Here is a 14,570-nt window from a genome sequence, read left to right as displayed (position 1 = left end):
TATCAAATTTGAGGAGCCGCTTATGGCAAGCAAGCCGCAATTCATGGAGACATCCCTTCCTGTCCGACTGCGCGATCTGCTGGCCGGGTACGAATGGCGACAGGATGGGCTCGGGCGTTCCTCGGCCCATGTTTTCCGGCTTGAGGCCGATAGGCGTGCGCCGGTCTATCTCAAGACCGAGCTGGCCGATCCCTTGGGTGAACTGGCCGGCGAGGTTGCGAGGCTGCGATGGCTCGCCTCGCAGGGCCTTGCCTGCCCTGAAATCATTGCCCACGAGACGGACGACGAACGCGAATGGCTTTTGATGAGTGCTCTTCACGGCAGCGATCTCGTCAGCGCCGAGTGGTTACAGCCGCTCGAGCGGGTGCGGCTTTTGGCGGATGCGTTGCGGCAATTGCATGCCATCGATATCGCCGCTTGTCCCTTCGATCATCGGCTGGAGAACAGAATCGGCACGGCAAAGGCGCACTTGCTTGCCGGTCGCGTCGATGAGGATGATTTCGATGAGGCCCGGCTTGGAAGATCGGCAGAAGATCTCTTCCGCGAACTTCAGGCCAAGAGACCGTCAATGGAGGATCTTGTTGTCACCCATGGAGATGCCTGCCTTCCGAATTTCATGGCCGACGGCCCGAAGTTCAGCGGCTATATCGATTGCGGTCGTCTCGGCGTGGCTGATCGCCATCAGGATATTGCACTTGCCTGTGGCAGCATCGAGCACAATTTCGGAGAAGAATTGGTTGCGGAGTTTTTGAAAGCCTATGGCGATTTTCAGCCAAAAGAAGAAAAGATGGCATACTATCAGCTGCTGGATGAGTTCTTCTGACCGGGCATGCGACTGTCTAGGCGAAGCGCGATCACGCAGGTTTGTTTTTGCGCCATTGCGGATCGCGCGGAGGCCTGACAAGTTCGATTTCGACCGATGCCTCTTTCGCGGTGCGTGGTCGGGCACCATATGTCAGCGACCGGAAAATCTTCTGATCTGTTTGCCGATAAGGATCGAATGAATCGATGCATTGTTTTCGCCTGATTGCTTTCTCGTCGCGAGCCATCCGCTGAACGATGGAAAAGGTCGCGGAAAAACGGGATAGGGAAATAAGGCCGGGCTTTGTCCTGTCGATCCTTCTGCACGTCCTGTTTGTCGCGATTTTTTTGCTGCCGCTATTTCCCGCGCCACCCGAGGCGAAGCCAGAGCAGAGCGTCAATGTCGAGTTGGTGCCGCAGCAGGAGGAAAAGCAGGAGCTTGCGACCAAGGCGAACGAGAAGCCCGATCAGCCTCCGAAGCCGACGCCGAAACCTGACGAGAAGCCGGCGGAGCAGACGGCCGAAACCCAACAGGAGCCACAGCAGCCTGAGGGAAAGAAGGCGGACGAACAGCCGCCAAAGCAATCCGATCCCAACGGCAATAAGCAGGCAGAGAAGCCCGCAGCCAAGCCTGACGAGGCCAAGGCTGATAAGCCGGTAGAGCAGGCGAAGTCTGAGCCCAAACCTGATGATCCTGCCGCCGACAAGCCTGTCGAGAAGGCGGAACAGCAGCCCTCCGCGACCGAGACTCCGCTTCCGGACATGAAGGGCGATCAGAAGGACGCAAACACCACGCAGCAAGTGGACGCTTCGGAACAGTCGAAAGACGATACCCCTCCAACACCTCCGAACGATGCTGCGGCTGAACAACAGGCGGCTGCGCAGGCCGAGGCCCAAGCCCAGGCGGCGCAGCAGGCGCAGGAAGCCCAACAGCAAGCTGACGCCAAGGATCAGCAAGCAAATGCGGCCCAACCGCCGGCAAGCCACTCGGCCGCTCAAGCCTCTTCCACCGCACCCGATGTCCTGGCGACCAACCAGCCTTCGGATTCGCAGGTGCAACAACCGCAAGCGCCATCGACCGATTCCAATAATTCACAGCCACAAGCGGTCGCCCAAGTGCCGCCATCCGATCCGCAGCAGCAGTCTCCGGCCGAGCAGGCAAAGGATGAGGCGAAAGACCCGCCGCAGATTGTCGTTCCGACGGTCAGGCCATCGCCGGCACAGCAGAGCTCTCAAAGCCAGTCTGTTTCCAGTCAAGGTGATCCCACGAGTGGCACCGCGTTGGTCACCGAGCCACCGCGGCCTAAATCACTTGTGCCGAAGCGAGCCGTTCAGGCGAAGAAGCTTTATTCGGGTGCCGAGATGGCCCGTCTGTCGAAGAGTGATTATGACGCCTGGAAGAAATTGCCACGGCGTGATCGGGTACGATATCTCTGCAATTCTGAGGAGCTGTTACAGTTTCGTCATGATCTCGGTGCGGTAGGCTATAATAACTCCGCGCTGTCCTCGGCAATGCTTTCTGATGTTAGCTTGTTTGGCGATGGGGTTGCAGTTCAGGCGCCCAATGGCTGGCGGAGAGTTGCATTTACCTGCGAAGTGGACGGCGATGCGCTAAAGGTTGTCGCTTTTTCTTACACGGACAGGGGGCGCATTTCCCCGAGCCAGATGGATCAAGCACGCTTCCTAGGCAATTGAACCTAGAGAAGCGCCCTCGTTGTCGCGTTGAAACAATAGTTTATTCCCAACCCAATCGAATTTTGGGTCATTTCATCATACAATTGCCTGTATCTCCCTGATTCAGTGTCTTTCCATCGCACTTTTCTGAAGATTCCGATGTCCTCGATTACAGCCGATTCCAGCTCTGCGGCCGCAAGCCGCTCCGCCCTGCGTGGTGTCCTTGTGGCATTCGCGTCCTATGCCGTCTTCGCCTTCAGCGATGCCTCGATCAAGATCCTGCATGGGGTGATCCCCTCCTATCAGGTCGCCTTCATCGGTGCGCTGTTCGGCTTTGCCGCCGTGCCTTTCCTGAAGAAACGGGAGGACGAGTGGCTTGACATGGTGAGGACGTCGAACCGTCCCTTGTGGCTGTTGCGTTTCGTCTGCGGCGCGACTGGCGCCATCTGCTCCGTCGTTGCCTTCACCAAGCTGCCAATGGCGGAAGCCTTTGCGCTGCTGTTTCTGCTGCCGTCCTTTGTCACCATCCTCTCGGTGATCTTTCTCAAGGAAGATGTGCGCTGGCAGCGCTGGACGGCGGTCATTCTCGGTTTCGTCGGTGTGCTGATCGTCCTGCGGCCGGGTTTTCGCGAGCTTTCGATCGGCCATCTCTGTGCGGCGATCGGCGGTCTTGCGGCGGCGATCTCCATCGTCGTCAACCGCGCGCTCGGCTCGAAGGAGAAGCGCATCTCGCTTTATGGCGCTGGTCTTTTTGGAACGCTTATCGTCAGCGGCCTTCTCATGCTGTCCGAAGTCACCATGCCGACGCCGACGCAGTGGATATTCCTTGCGAGCTACGGCCTGCTTGGCGCGTGCGGCAGCGTCTTGCTCTTGACGGCCGCGCAGATGGCGCCTGCCAATCTGGTTGCGCCGCCGCAATATAGTCAGATGCTCTGGGCGATTGCCTTCGGCTACCTGCTGTTCAACGATAGCATCGATATGCCGATGGCCGTCGGCATTGTCCTCATCATCTTTTCCGGCCTGCTGACATTGGCGCGCGAGCGCAAGCGCGGAACACCGCTGCCGGCCGCTGTTACCGGCGATACGCAGGCGGCATTGGCGACGGCGGAGGATCACAAGGCCGCAGGAGGCGCTTAAGCCTTGTGTCCCGATTGCGGGTGCGCAACATTGTCGCTCGTGTGCGACGCCATAGCTGGTATAGCGAACAGGCGGAATGAGAGGCGCCAGCGATGAAGTCCGGTGAATTCAGGATATACCGCTCTCGCCTTGCCGGCATCGAGGCAGTTCGGGCCGAAACCGGCCATAGCTTCCCCAAGCACACACATGACCAGTTCGGCATCGGTGTCATCGAGGCCGGCGCGCAGAGGTCGCTGAGCGGGCGAGGGATAGTGCAGGCAGAGGCCAGCGACGTCATCAGCGTCAACCCGAATGAGGTGCATGACGGCATGCCGATCGGCAGAAGCCGCGCGTGGTCCATGCTTTATTTCGATCCCCGGCTGATCGGCGATCTGTTGCGCGATGTCGGTGAGGGCAGGTTCGGTGCGGTGGAATTTCCATCGCCCGTCATCCGCGACGGCGAGATGGCCGGGCATTTCAAAACCCTGTTTTCGCTTCTGATCGAGGATGCGGTTGAGAATGTCCTCCTGCGGGATGAACTGCTTCTGTCGCTCATTGCCGCTGTGATGCGTGAGGGGGCAGGCGCCTTGCGCGAAGATGCCATTCCCGCTGATATCAAAAGGGCACGGGAATTGATCGATGACGATCCCGCCGCTTCATTGACCCTTGCCGAACTGGCAGAACTATGCGGGCTGAGCCACTTCCGTTTCCTGCGTGCCTTCGCCAAGGCGACGGGACTGACACCGCATGCCTACCTCATGCAGCGTCGCATTCACGAAGCGCGACGGCTGATTGCGGTGGGCACGTCCCTCGCGGAAGCAGCTTTTGCCAGCGGTTTTTCCGATCAGAGCCACATGACGAGGCTCTTCGTCCGCAATTTCGGTGTCTCGCCGGGCGCCTATGCTGCGGCTATCGGCTAAAGCTTCTGCAATTTTATTCAAGACGGAAAGATGGTGCCGATGTTTTCTGCTGCGACAAGCAGAGACCTACGAGGAGGCGTGATGTTTTTCCGACATTCGAACGAGATCTGGAGTGAGTTCCCTGAGTTGGTTCCCGGTGTGTTATCTGCCGAAGGGATCACCTCGACTGCCAATGTCGAGGGTCGGATCGCAAAATATCATGCGATTGCTACAGAGCGGTTGGCGAGACGTCCGGAAAGTGAGATGGCTGAAATACAGGCGTGGCGGCGGGCTTTCTCCAAAATGGGATTGAAGCCGACGCAATATCGCTGCGCCTCCGAAGCTTTGCTTCGCCGCTTTCGCCAGGAAGGGTCGCTGCCACGACTGCACCCGCTTGTCGATCTCTGCAATGCGATCTCGATCGCTTTCGCGATTCCCGTCGCCGTTTTCGATCTTTCGAAAATCTCCGGCAATCTCGAAGTGCGGCATGCAAGCGGCAGCGAATCCTATTTGACCTTTTCCGGTGAGGTGGAGCATCCGGAGGCGAGGGAGGTGATCTTTGCCGATGCGGCTGGGCAGGCACATGCCCGCCGCTGGACCAATAGGCAGAGCGGCCTGTCCGCAATGCGTGACGACACACACTCGGTGCTTATCGTCGCGGAAGCGCTGCACGGTTCTGCGGCCAGCGATGTTCCCAAGCTGATCGATACGATCGCAGCGGAGCTAGCGGCGATATGGTCGATCGAGGTCAGGCAGGGTGTTCTCAACTCGTCTTCACCGCGATTTGATCTATCGTCCGCGATGAATTTGCAGCTGCAGCAAAAACAAGATTGACAGGGGGCGCATCGAGGCAGAGCAGGGAGGTGTAGAAAATTCGATTGTTGAGAAGCAAGTCTGCGAGCACCCCTGCCGGCAGACGAAAAGGCCCATGGATACATTGCAGACTCTGGACCGGCCAAGCGTGCTCGGTCACCCCGGCTATCGTTCATTCGCTGCGTCGCGCGTCTTTTCTTCGATAGGCTTTCAGTCTGTCACGGTTGCCATGGGCTGGATGATCTACGATCAGACCCATAGCGCCTTTTTCCTCGGTCTCGTCGGCTTCTGCCAGTTTCTGCCCATGGTCATTCTGACCTTTGTCGTCGGGCATGTCGCCGATCGCTTCGACCGCCGCCGCATCGGCCTTGCCTGCCAGCTGATCGAGGCGCTAACCGCGCTGGTTCTTGCCATGGCCGTCTGGCAGCACTGGATAGGTCCCGCCGGCATTCTGGCTGCCGTTGCCGTCATGGGCGCAGCAACCGCCTTTGAACGTCCCACGATGGCAGCACTTTTACCGAATATCGTGCCGTCTTCGTTGCTGCAGGTTGCCATTGCCACCTCCACTTCGATGATGCAGACGGCCTTCATCATCGGGCCTTCGCTGGGCGGTCTGCTTTATGGTGTCAGCCCCGTTGCTCCGTTTGCCATGTCGGCCGTGCTTTATATCATCGCGAGCGTCAACGTCATTTCGATCCGGGTCGAGCGGGAGCAACCGGCATCGCGCGAGCCGGTGACGCTGAACTCCGTTTTTGCCGGCGTTTCCTTTATCGCAAGCCGCCCGGTTATGCTGGGAACGATATCGCTCGATCTCTTCGCCGTGCTGCTTGGCGGCGCGACGGCGCTGCTGCCGATGTTCGCGCGCGATATCCTGCATGCCGGACCTTGGGGGCTCGGCCTGTTGCGTGCCGCGCCGGCAATCGGCGCGCTCGCCATGTCCATCTGGCTCGCACGCCGGCCGCTGCAGAGCGATGTCGGCAAGAAGATGCTGTTTGCCGTGCTCATCTTTGGGGTCGCTACTATCGTCTTTTCCCTCTCGAGCAACATCATCCTTTCGGTCGCGGCGCTCTTCGTCGTCGGAGCCTCGGATACCGTCAGCGTCGTCGTGCGCAGCTCGCTCGTGCAGCTGCTGACGCCTGATGCCATGCGCGGCCGCGTCAATGCCGTGAATTCGCTGTTCATCGGCACGTCCAATCAGCTCGGTGAATTCGAGTCCGGTATGCTTGCCACTGCACTTGGACCTGTCCTGACCGGCATCGTCGGCGGCGTCGGAACCATCGTTGTGGTGCTTCTCTGGATGCGCCTCTTTCCAGATCTGACCAGGGTGAAGACGCTCAGAGGTTAGCGGCGTCCATCCTTGGATTGCTTTTCCGCGAGATTGATTAACCCGACGTCCCGCAGCAGATGTTGGTTTTCCTCCGGCAGCATGTCTCGCTTTCGGCCACCTTCATTATGCGAGCGTCGTTCCGCGGCGCCTTGCCAGATCAGGAGTCGGACGACCCATGCTCTCCAGCTGTTAATATGAAGAATGCTCATCTATCTGTGACCTCGAAGTGCTTGGCCAGCAGATAGAGGCGCTTGGAATAGAGCGATGTATAGTGAATCCTCAGGCTACAAAGCATGAGGGATTTTCATGGGAAAGAGACCGTTGCCACCGCTCTCGGTGCTTCAGACATTCTGCGCCATTGCCGAGACCGGCGGTTTCGGCCGTGCTGCCGAGCGGATCGGGCAGACACAGACGGCGGTCAGCCACCAGCTTGCGCAGTTGGAAGGATGGATCGGCGGCCGTCTGTTCGATCGCGGCCGAAATGGGGCGCGGCTGACATCGTTGGGCGCCCGCCTGCACCCAGCAATCTCAGGCGTGATCGCCGAGTTGGAGGCGGCACTGTACCAAGCGCGCGCGAGTATTTCGGTTCGCAGCGTCGCGGTGTCCGTCTCGCCGGAGTTCTCCAGCCAGTGGCTGGCGGCGCGGCTGCCGGATTTTTGCCAGCGTCATCCGGACATCGAGGTGAAGCTGGCTGTTGGCTATCAGCGCCCGGATTTTCAGCCTGGAGGTACCGATCTCGCCATTTGGCTCGGCCGTGCCGACGCGGCTTTCACCCATGAAGAGCTGCTGACGGACGAGGAGTTCGTCGTCAGTTCGCCGGAACTGTCCAAACGACTGCCGCCGCGCTGGGCCATAAGGGCTGCTCCGCTTCTGCGCTATTCCGGCATGCGGCATACGATTCTCGATTGGCAGCGCTGGCACGAGCAGGTGATTGGCGAGAGCGGCGGCGAGGACGGCGTGCGTTTCGATATCGCACGGGCTGTGGAGGAGGCGCCTCTCTTCGATTCCTTTGCCGAGATGCTGGAGGCTTGCCGACAGGGCCGCGGCTTTGCTCTCGTGCGAAGCTCGCTGGTGGCACGCGATCTCGCCGAGAAAAAGCTGGTGAGATGCTTTGTCGAGGTGCAGCCGGCTGCCGTCAGCTATAGCCTGGTCTATCCGCCGAACGCCTTGCTGAACCCGGCTGCGGCCCTGTTCCGCAACTGGCTGCTCGCGCAGGTTCGTTCGCCGGACTAGTGGGAGATGGTCTGTTAATCGTGCAGCCGAATGAGACCAGCCTCAGTGGGAGCAAAACCGAGCCCTCGATAAAAGCCGCTGAGATGCGGCTCGAAATCGACATGGAGCCATTCCGCGCCACGTTCGCTGGCCAGGGTTTTCGCCCGCTCGAGGAGAGCGCTTGCTATGCCTCTGCGCCGAAATTCCGGATCGACGCAGGTATCGAGAATAAAGGCATGAATGCCGCCGTCCCAGGCGACATTGACGAAGCCGACCAGTCTCGTGCCAGCGAATGCGCCGACATGGGCGAGATTTCGGGAAAGGATGGGTTGGAAGTCCCGTGGGTGGGGAGTGTTCCAGGCGGTCGCCCACAGGGCATTGAGCGCCTCGTTTCCCAGATCCGGATTATCCCTGTATTCTATAGCCATTGGCATTTCCCCCGCGTGTTACTTCGGCGCATTCATTCCGACCGCTCGGAAGCGTGCGGAATATATCTGCTGCCGATGTCGGATCCGGTTGTGGTCGATCGTCCTTTGAAGGTGAACATAGAACAGAGGAGGCTGAAATGTCCTATGTCGATGGTTTCATCGTCGCTGTGCCGAAAGACAAGATCGAGGCGTACAAGGTGCTGGCGCAAAGAGCCGGGGCGATCTGGCGTGAATATGGCGCACTCAGCTACGTCGAGGCCATAGGCGACGATGTTCCCTATGGCGAACTCACCTCCTTTCCGCGTGCCGTTCAGGCAACGGAAGACGAGGTCGTGGTGTTTTCGTGGATCACCTATGAATCACGGGAAAGCCGCGATTCGATATTGGCCAAGGTCATGGCCGATCCCCGGTTGAAGGATGAGATGGAAAACATGCCCTTTGACGGCAAGCGCATGATCTATGGCGGCTTCAAGGTCGCCATCGAGCTTTAGTCCGAGCAGAGGCCGGACTTGACATCCGGCCACTGCGCCCGACCTGATGCGCATCGCTATCGTCATGTTCGGGGATACCATGCCACAAACCGTTGTCACGCTCTCGACCCATGGTCAAGGGCTCTATGAATTCACCGATCAGGTGGCGAAATTCGTCCGCTCAGTAGCGGCAGGCGGTGAGGGGCTTCTGACTGTCTTCGTGCGCCACACCTCCTGTTCCCTTCTGGTTCAGGAAAATGCCGATCCCGATGTCAAGACCGATCTCAAGGCCTTCTTCAGCCGGCTCGTGCCGCCATCCTCAGATCCGTCGATGCGCTGGATCGTGCACACGATGGAGGGGCCGGACGATATGCCGGCACATATCAAGGCTGCGCTGATGCAGGTCTCCATCGGGATTCCGGTGATGAACGGTCGGCTGGCGCTCGGCACCTGGCAGGGGATCTATCTTTTCGAGCATCGCGACCGACCACATCGCCGCGAGATCGTGCTGCATTTTTCTGGTTGAACAGCGCGCCTTCTCTCGTCAACTGATTGTTAACCGTCGTGAATACAATCTGAACGGCCAATTCGTGTTCGGTTCAGCTTGGCTGACCTAACGTGGCCCCAATCCCAAGGGCGTTTACCAATGAGCGACCAATAAGGGGATTGCAACGATCCGCAGCAAGGATTTGAAGGAGAAACACCATGACCAATCTTTTCGCCAAGGCAGGTATTGCAGCTCTCATGGCATTCGGCGCCATGTCCGCCACCACCATGACGGCATCGGCCAACGACTTCCATCCTGGCATCCAGCAGGCTCGCTATGATCACCCGCGCGGCCGCATGTGCTCGCCCCGTCTCGCTGTTGAGAAAGCACGCGACATGGGCCTGCGCCGCGCCCGCATCGACAATATCACGCCGCGCCGCGTCGTGGTCGAAGGCTTCGGCCGCCGTGGCCCGGATCGCGTTGTGTTCGCTAATGCGCCGGGTTGCCCGTTGATCCGCCGCTGATTGCTGCGTACCGAGGTTTTCCACATCTATGTGATGAATTTGAAGCCGTCTCCAAAAGAGAGGCGGCTTTATTTTAGCTCTATGCTACTATCGGCCCTCTGGTTTCCCCTTAGCGTTCATTGTAGCTGAGTAATGGATGAATGGCTGATTCCGAGCTCATTCAGCATCTGCCTTTACCTCTCGGGCACTCGTTCAGCGCTAATCGCTGGCATGAGAGAGAGGCTTTATGCTTCACGGAGAACACAATGAGACAAATGCTGGCAAAGTTGGGGGTCGCTGTCTGTGTCGCGGTGACTGCATTGTCGGGCACTGCGGATTTTGCCTCTGCACAAGGGGTGGATATTTATGTGAATCCGGGCCGCCATCGCCCGCCGCCGCCGGATTATGATCGTCCGCCGCCGCGTTTTGATCGGCGCGGCTGCGATCCCCGTCAGGCCGTGGATGTTGCACGCAGCTATGGTCTGCGCCGCGCCCGCGTCGTGGATGTGACGCCGCGCCGTGTCATCGTTGACGGCTTCGGTCGCCGCGGTCCGGATACGATGATGTTTGCCAATGTTCGCGGCTGCCCGCTTCTGGGCCGCTGACAAGCAAAACGGGCGCACAGAGCGCCCGTTTTTCGTTCTCTGACCTTTTCGCCTTTGGCGGGGGCCGCGGAACCGCCCTTTGCGTGATCCGATGGGATCTGAGCGAAGGGCGGTTTTGTTTTGTCTACGGCTGGATCGCGTAGGTGATGCTCACCGATGCGTTGTATTCGTTCTCGCCGGTTGCGACAGGGACGGCCTTGTCCATAGGTGCGGATGCAGCCATGGCGCGCATATAGGGCTGAGGCGGTGCAGCAACGACGCCGTCATGAATGGCGATGATACGGCCGAGTTTGACACCGGCGGCATCCGTCAGGGTCTTTGCCTTGGCGGCGGCATCGGCGACGGCCTTCTTTCGTGCGTCTTCGAGTACGGTATCCGGCTTGTCGTTGGTGAACTGGATATCGCCGCCCTGGTTGATGCCGAGCTTAACCGCCTGGTCAAGCAATCCGCCCAGCTTGGAGAGATCGCGCACGCGAACGGTCAGGCCGTTCGTTACCTGATAGCCGTTCAGAACCGGCGGCTGGTTGTGGCCGTCCTTGTCGTTCGGGTAGGTATATTGCGGCTGAATCGAAAAGCCGGAGGTCTGCAGGTCGCGTTCGGCAATGCCGCTTTCCTTCAGCGTTGCCAGCACGGCACCCATGGCCTTGTTGTTCTGATCGAGAGCGTCCTGCGCAGCCTTGGCCTGTTGAACGACCGACAGCGTCACCACAGCCATATCCGGCGCGATCGCCGCATGTCCCTCGCCGGTGACAGTGATGACGGCCTCGCGCGGCTTGCCATCTTCGGCAAAGGCAGCAGCCGCCGGCACGAAAAAAGTGGCGCTAACAAGAGCGGCAAGAGCAAAATCTCTGGTTTTCGTCAGAAGCATGGTTCGTTCCTTGGTTGATGATCCCTCAAGATGAGCTTTTGCGGATTCATTGTGAAGGTATTACGGCAGTCCCTTGTCGGAAAAGAGAAATTGGGTTAGAGCCAAGTCGGCTTCGGAGAACCATTGCTCCGGAATCGCAAGCGCAACGTCTTTTGCTGCGCCCGGGCCTGTAGCTCAATGGTTAGAGCCGGCGGCTCATAACCGCTTGGTTGGGGGTTCGAGTCCCTCCGGGCCCACCAGTCATTTTTTAACCAGTTCATTTGGTTTCATTTTCGGCAACATTCCCCTCACCAGATTCACATGGAGGGGCGAGTTCGTTCGCCAACTGTTCAGAAACGATGCGAGAAGCCTTCACTCCAAGGCGAGCTCTATCAGCCCCTTGGTGTAAACTTCTGCCTGCTTAGAGTTGGTCCAGCCGAATTGGCTCATCAGTTCGTAGGCAGTCGCCCCACCACTGGCGGCCATCGTTGCTGCCAACTTCCTTAGCCCGTGAGTTTTTTTCAATCCTCGCTTTTCTCGCGGCGTCCCAAAACCAATTACCAAATCCTGGAACAGAAAACGGCTTTCCATATTCCGTAACAAGAAAATGAAGATCGCCAGTCTTGGTGGCGTCGATGATGTCTACGTTCGATTTACCTCAGGGAGGGTTCCCAAGATCTACGGCTGGAAGGCTTCAGCGTTCAAAATCCTGCCTTTTTGAGACCTTCTCGATACAGGTCATTGTGCCATCGCTCCTTCACGGGGACGAGCGACAGCCATTCATCGACGTCGAAAGCAGGGTTGTTCTCGCGGACGCGACGAACGAGTGCGCGGGCTTCATCCTGATTGCCGAGCATTGCCCAGCTCGCTGCGGCAAGCCCGTCCGCTTGCCTTGGGTCGATCATTCGGCCGATATAATCGAGTACGGTCTGGAATTGGTTCAGGGCATAATTCGCTCGGGCGGCGATCCAAAGATAGACATCCGGATTTACGGGATTGAGATCCATGGCCCGCTGGATTTTTTCGAGAGCCAGGCCGGGCCGGGAAAAGTGGACCAGCGTGTCAGCATGGTCGGCAATAATATCGGCGTTATGCGGACTGAGGGTCTCCGCTATTTCCAACGCTTCTACGCTGCTGTCGATAGAACCCAGAAAAAGCTTGGCGACGCCCAGCTCGCGATAGCCGTCGGACAAATCGTTGCGAACCGAGATGGCGCGTTCGGCAAAATCTTCGGCCGACTTCAGCAGTTGGTGCTCACGGCGCGGGGTTAACTGCCATTCCTTGGAATAGGTGCGGGCAAGGGAGCCGAGGGCCGGTACAAAATTGGCGCTATGGCGCAGCGCGGCTTTCAGCTCCTTGCGGGCGCGCGTCAGCTTGAGCAGGGAAGGGTGATCGAGATATTGCAGCCCGACAAGGTATCGATGATATGCGACGGGGCTTGGCTCAAAATATATGCGCGCCAATTCATGATGCTCGACCTTCGCGACGGAGATGCGCACGACCTCCTGCGAGATTTCGCGCTTGTAGCGCGCAAGATCCGGTTTAGCGAAGGAGAAGTGCTTCGCCCACAGAATCTTGCTGCCTGGCAATGAGATGAGCTGCGTAAAGAGCGTGGGATCTTCCCTCGGCCCGATTAATCGGCTCTCCAAGACGTAATTGATGTCGTATCGCTCGAAAAGCGTGGTTTGATCGCCGCTTTGGCGTCCGATCTGAGCAGCGGAGTAGGGGGCGATCACTCTCAGGCTATGCAGTGCGCTGAAACCAAGGGTGATATCTTCGATCAAGGAGGATGCGAGCGTGGTTGCCACGTCATCGGTACTGCCGCCGGCGGGCGGCAGCAATGCGAGACGTGGAATGCGCGAGATCGTCCGCAAAGGGATATCCTGCTCGGATATGGCGGTCGAATGCGGCGCAGCGGCCGATATTGATGAGCGAGAGGATGCCCGAAGGAGCGCCGGCCATGATGAGGCGAGATCCTCGCGTTGCATAAATATGCGTTTGAGTTGTTCCAGGCCGCCCTCGGCATCGAAAGCCTTCAATAATATACGATGCGTTGCAATGTCCTGCGGCTCGGCTTCGAAAAGAAGGAGAGCCGCCTCCTTGATGGGCGCGACATCGCTCGTCGCTATCGGAAGCTTCACCGCCGCATCCAGTGTTTCCTTCAAGATCGCAAAGTGGCGCTTTCTTTCGCCCTCTCGCCAGTCGATGAAGGCTCTGGCCTGACAGTTAGCCCGCTCCATGAACTTTGATTGCAGGGCCTCGATCAAGCGAGCAAGGCTCTTTATCGGATCCTTGGACGTGTCTGCGCCGGCCGGGAAGATGTCGCTTTTGAGCGAGCCGATTACCAGGTAAATATCCGTATCGTCAAAGGTCAGAAATTCGGTGTTCAATTCCGATTGTCGGCTCTTGATACGAGAGACCAGCTTGCGAAGATTTGTCAGCGAATTCGCCAAGTCGCCATCGCCCCAGAGAAATCTCGCCATATTTGTTCTGCTGACGGATTTTCTATCGCTCGCGAGCAGATAGGCAATAATCAGAAGCGCCTTCTTGGGGAAATTTATTTGATGTTCGTCGCCATCCAGAAGAGCGATTTCACCAAAAGTTCTGAGTAAAAATTTCATCGCGCCTTCTATATTGCTTCAGATATATAACCGCGGCCGTCTTTCGCGCTCCGTCTGGATAAACGGCGAAATGACAGTGGAATCGATTATATATTCCTGATGCAACGCACAAATATTTGCAAATGAACTATTCTCGAGCTTTAATTTCGAAAGTTATTGTTGCACAAAAGCTCAGTTTTCCCACATTCATTCGACGTCTGGCGAGCTCGTTTCCGATGCGGGTCCGTTAAGAAAACAGTCCTGATCGGCTAAATTCCATCTTCCCCGCAACTATTGGCGGTCGGAAAATTCATGACCAACGCAGTGTTAGAGAAGCTCCCGGGCTCCAGATACTTCCCCGCCACAGAAGTGGTAACTTCAATTAGAGTCAGGATTTTATTGCCCTTATCGGCCCATTCGCCAACAGAGCCTACGGCTTATACTTTGGTATAATGGCGGTGCACCATCGCCTGATTGACCGCTCCTCGCGGCTGTGACACTACGGCCATGTCTTCGCAACATCAGGCGAAGGCTTACGAAACCAACAGATCAAGAAACCAATGGATAGCTACCCTAGTCGCTGTCCGATTGTGGCGTCATGCTGCATCCGGACGGTCATCGCAACAACCTGGACCGCTGTCGGCATTCGCCGGGCGAGCGTCGGTCGGGCTTAGCCTGTCCGGCTCGCCCTTCGGATCTGCCGTTAGGCGGGCCGATGAGGTGAGCCATGAACAACATCGTTTTTTTCCGCGGACGCAGGTTCGCAACCAAGTTTTCCGCCCCGAACG

The 14,570-nt window shown here is 58.0% G+C and carries 16 protein-coding genes and 1 tRNA gene; 13 read left to right on the top strand and 4 right to left on the bottom strand.

Annotated features, from left to right (window positions below):
• The first annotated feature begins 22 nt into the window (after positions 1 to 22).
• The 7 genes from FHX05_RS04305 to FHX05_RS04275 all read left to right on the top strand — a co-directional run bounded on the left by FHX05_RS04305 (position 23) and on the right by FHX05_RS04275 (position 7,863).
• A complete protein-coding gene (locus FHX05_RS04305; protein ID WP_183870768.1) occupies positions 23 to 823 on the top strand; it encodes an APH(3')-II family aminoglycoside O-phosphotransferase in 801 nt (266 codons plus the stop codon).
• Positions 824 to 1,059: 236 nt separating this feature from the next.
• On the top strand, positions 1,060 to 2,496 hold the full coding sequence (locus FHX05_RS04300) for a DUF930 domain-containing protein (RefSeq protein ID WP_183870767.1): 1,437 nt from the start codon (positions 1,060 to 1,062) through the stop codon (positions 2,494 to 2,496).
• Between the two features lie 138 nt (positions 2,497 to 2,634).
• The gene (locus tag FHX05_RS04295; RefSeq protein WP_183870766.1) at positions 2,635 to 3,612 is read left to right on the top strand and encodes a DMT family transporter; all 978 of its coding nucleotides are present in this window, start codon (positions 2,635 to 2,637) and stop codon (positions 3,610 to 3,612) included.
• 92 nt (positions 3,613 to 3,704) lie between these two features.
• Entirely contained in the window at positions 3,705 to 4,511 is an 807-nt protein-coding gene (locus FHX05_RS04290) for an AraC family transcriptional regulator (RefSeq protein WP_183870765.1), read from the top strand.
• A gap of 81 nt (positions 4,512 to 4,592) precedes the next feature.
• Entirely contained in the window at positions 4,593 to 5,324 is a 732-nt protein-coding gene (locus tag FHX05_RS04285; RefSeq protein WP_183709540.1) for a phenylalanine--tRNA ligase beta subunit-related protein, read from the top strand.
• Positions 5,325 to 5,418: 94 nt separating this feature from the next.
• A complete protein-coding gene (locus FHX05_RS04280) occupies positions 5,419 to 6,648 on the top strand; it encodes an MFS transporter (protein WP_183870764.1) in 1,230 nt (409 codons plus the stop codon).
• A 288-nt stretch (positions 6,649 to 6,936) separates the two neighbouring features.
• Positions 6,937 to 7,863: a LysR substrate-binding domain-containing protein gene (locus tag FHX05_RS04275; RefSeq protein ID WP_183870763.1), complete on the top strand. Its 927-nt coding sequence runs from the start codon at positions 6,937 to 6,939 to the stop codon at positions 7,861 to 7,863.
• A 14-nt stretch (positions 7,864 to 7,877) separates the two neighbouring features.
• Here FHX05_RS04275 and FHX05_RS04270 read toward each other — a convergent pair whose 3' ends face one another.
• A complete protein-coding gene (locus tag FHX05_RS04270) occupies positions 7,878 to 8,276 on the bottom strand; it encodes a GNAT family N-acetyltransferase (RefSeq protein WP_183870762.1) in 399 nt (132 codons plus the stop codon).
• Between the two features lie 131 nt (positions 8,277 to 8,407).
• Here FHX05_RS04270 and FHX05_RS04265 point away from each other — a divergent pair, with 131 nt between their 5' ends.
• From FHX05_RS04265 to FHX05_RS04250, 4 genes are all read left to right on the top strand, one after another.
• Positions 8,408 to 8,761, top strand: coding sequence for a DUF1428 family protein (locus FHX05_RS04265; RefSeq protein WP_183870761.1), 354 nt, complete (start codon positions 8,408 to 8,410; stop codon positions 8,759 to 8,761).
• A gap of 79 nt (positions 8,762 to 8,840) precedes the next feature.
• Positions 8,841 to 9,266 (top strand): secondary thiamine-phosphate synthase enzyme YjbQ, encoded by a 426-nt coding sequence (locus FHX05_RS04260; RefSeq protein ID WP_112605643.1) that lies wholly within the window; start codon positions 8,841 to 8,843, stop codon positions 9,264 to 9,266.
• 179 nt (positions 9,267 to 9,445) lie between these two features.
• On the top strand, positions 9,446 to 9,751 hold the full coding sequence (locus FHX05_RS04255) for a hypothetical protein (RefSeq protein ID WP_112411637.1): 306 nt from the start codon (positions 9,446 to 9,448) through the stop codon (positions 9,749 to 9,751).
• 245 nt (positions 9,752 to 9,996) lie between these two features.
• Entirely contained in the window at positions 9,997 to 10,335 is a 339-nt protein-coding gene (locus tag FHX05_RS04250) for a hypothetical protein (protein ID WP_112334374.1), read from the top strand.
• Between the two features lie 124 nt (positions 10,336 to 10,459).
• Here the strand turns inward: FHX05_RS04250 and FHX05_RS04245 are convergent, their stop codons facing one another.
• The gene (locus FHX05_RS04245) at positions 10,460 to 11,203 is read right to left on the bottom strand and encodes an SIMPL domain-containing protein (RefSeq protein ID WP_112605066.1); all 744 of its coding nucleotides are present in this window, start codon (positions 11,201 to 11,203) and stop codon (positions 10,460 to 10,462) included.
• Between the two features lie 163 nt (positions 11,204 to 11,366).
• Here FHX05_RS04245 and FHX05_RS04240 point away from each other — a divergent pair.
• Positions 11,367 to 11,442, top strand: a tRNA-Ile gene (locus FHX05_RS04240).
• Positions 11,443 to 11,554: 112 nt separating this feature from the next.
• On the opposite strand, the gene FHX05_RS04235 is transcribed toward FHX05_RS04240, so the two are convergent.
• Positions 11,555 to 11,773, bottom strand: a complete 219-nt coding sequence (locus FHX05_RS04235; protein ID WP_183709544.1) for a hypothetical protein — start codon at positions 11,771 to 11,773, stop codon at positions 11,555 to 11,557.
• A 110-nt stretch (positions 11,774 to 11,883) separates the two neighbouring features.
• Positions 11,884 to 12,966 (bottom strand): hypothetical protein, encoded by a 1,083-nt coding sequence (locus FHX05_RS04230; RefSeq protein ID WP_183870760.1) that lies wholly within the window; start codon positions 12,964 to 12,966, stop codon positions 11,884 to 11,886.
• A gap of 465 nt (positions 12,967 to 13,431) precedes the next feature.
• Here FHX05_RS04230 and FHX05_RS04225 point away from each other — a divergent pair, with 465 nt between their 5' ends.
• On the top strand, positions 13,432 to 13,794 hold the full coding sequence (locus tag FHX05_RS04225; protein WP_183870759.1) for a hypothetical protein: 363 nt from the start codon (positions 13,432 to 13,434) through the stop codon (positions 13,792 to 13,794).
• Positions 13,795 to 14,570: the final 776 nt, after the last annotated feature.

Origin of the sequence: Rhizobium sp. BK491, from assembly GCF_014194925.1 — a bacterium.
In the GTDB taxonomy this organism is placed as follows: Bacteria; Pseudomonadota; Alphaproteobacteria; order Rhizobiales; family Rhizobiaceae; genus Rhizobium.
Note: the sequence above shows the minus strand (reverse complement) of the source record. Positions and strands in the feature narration are given on the sequence as shown.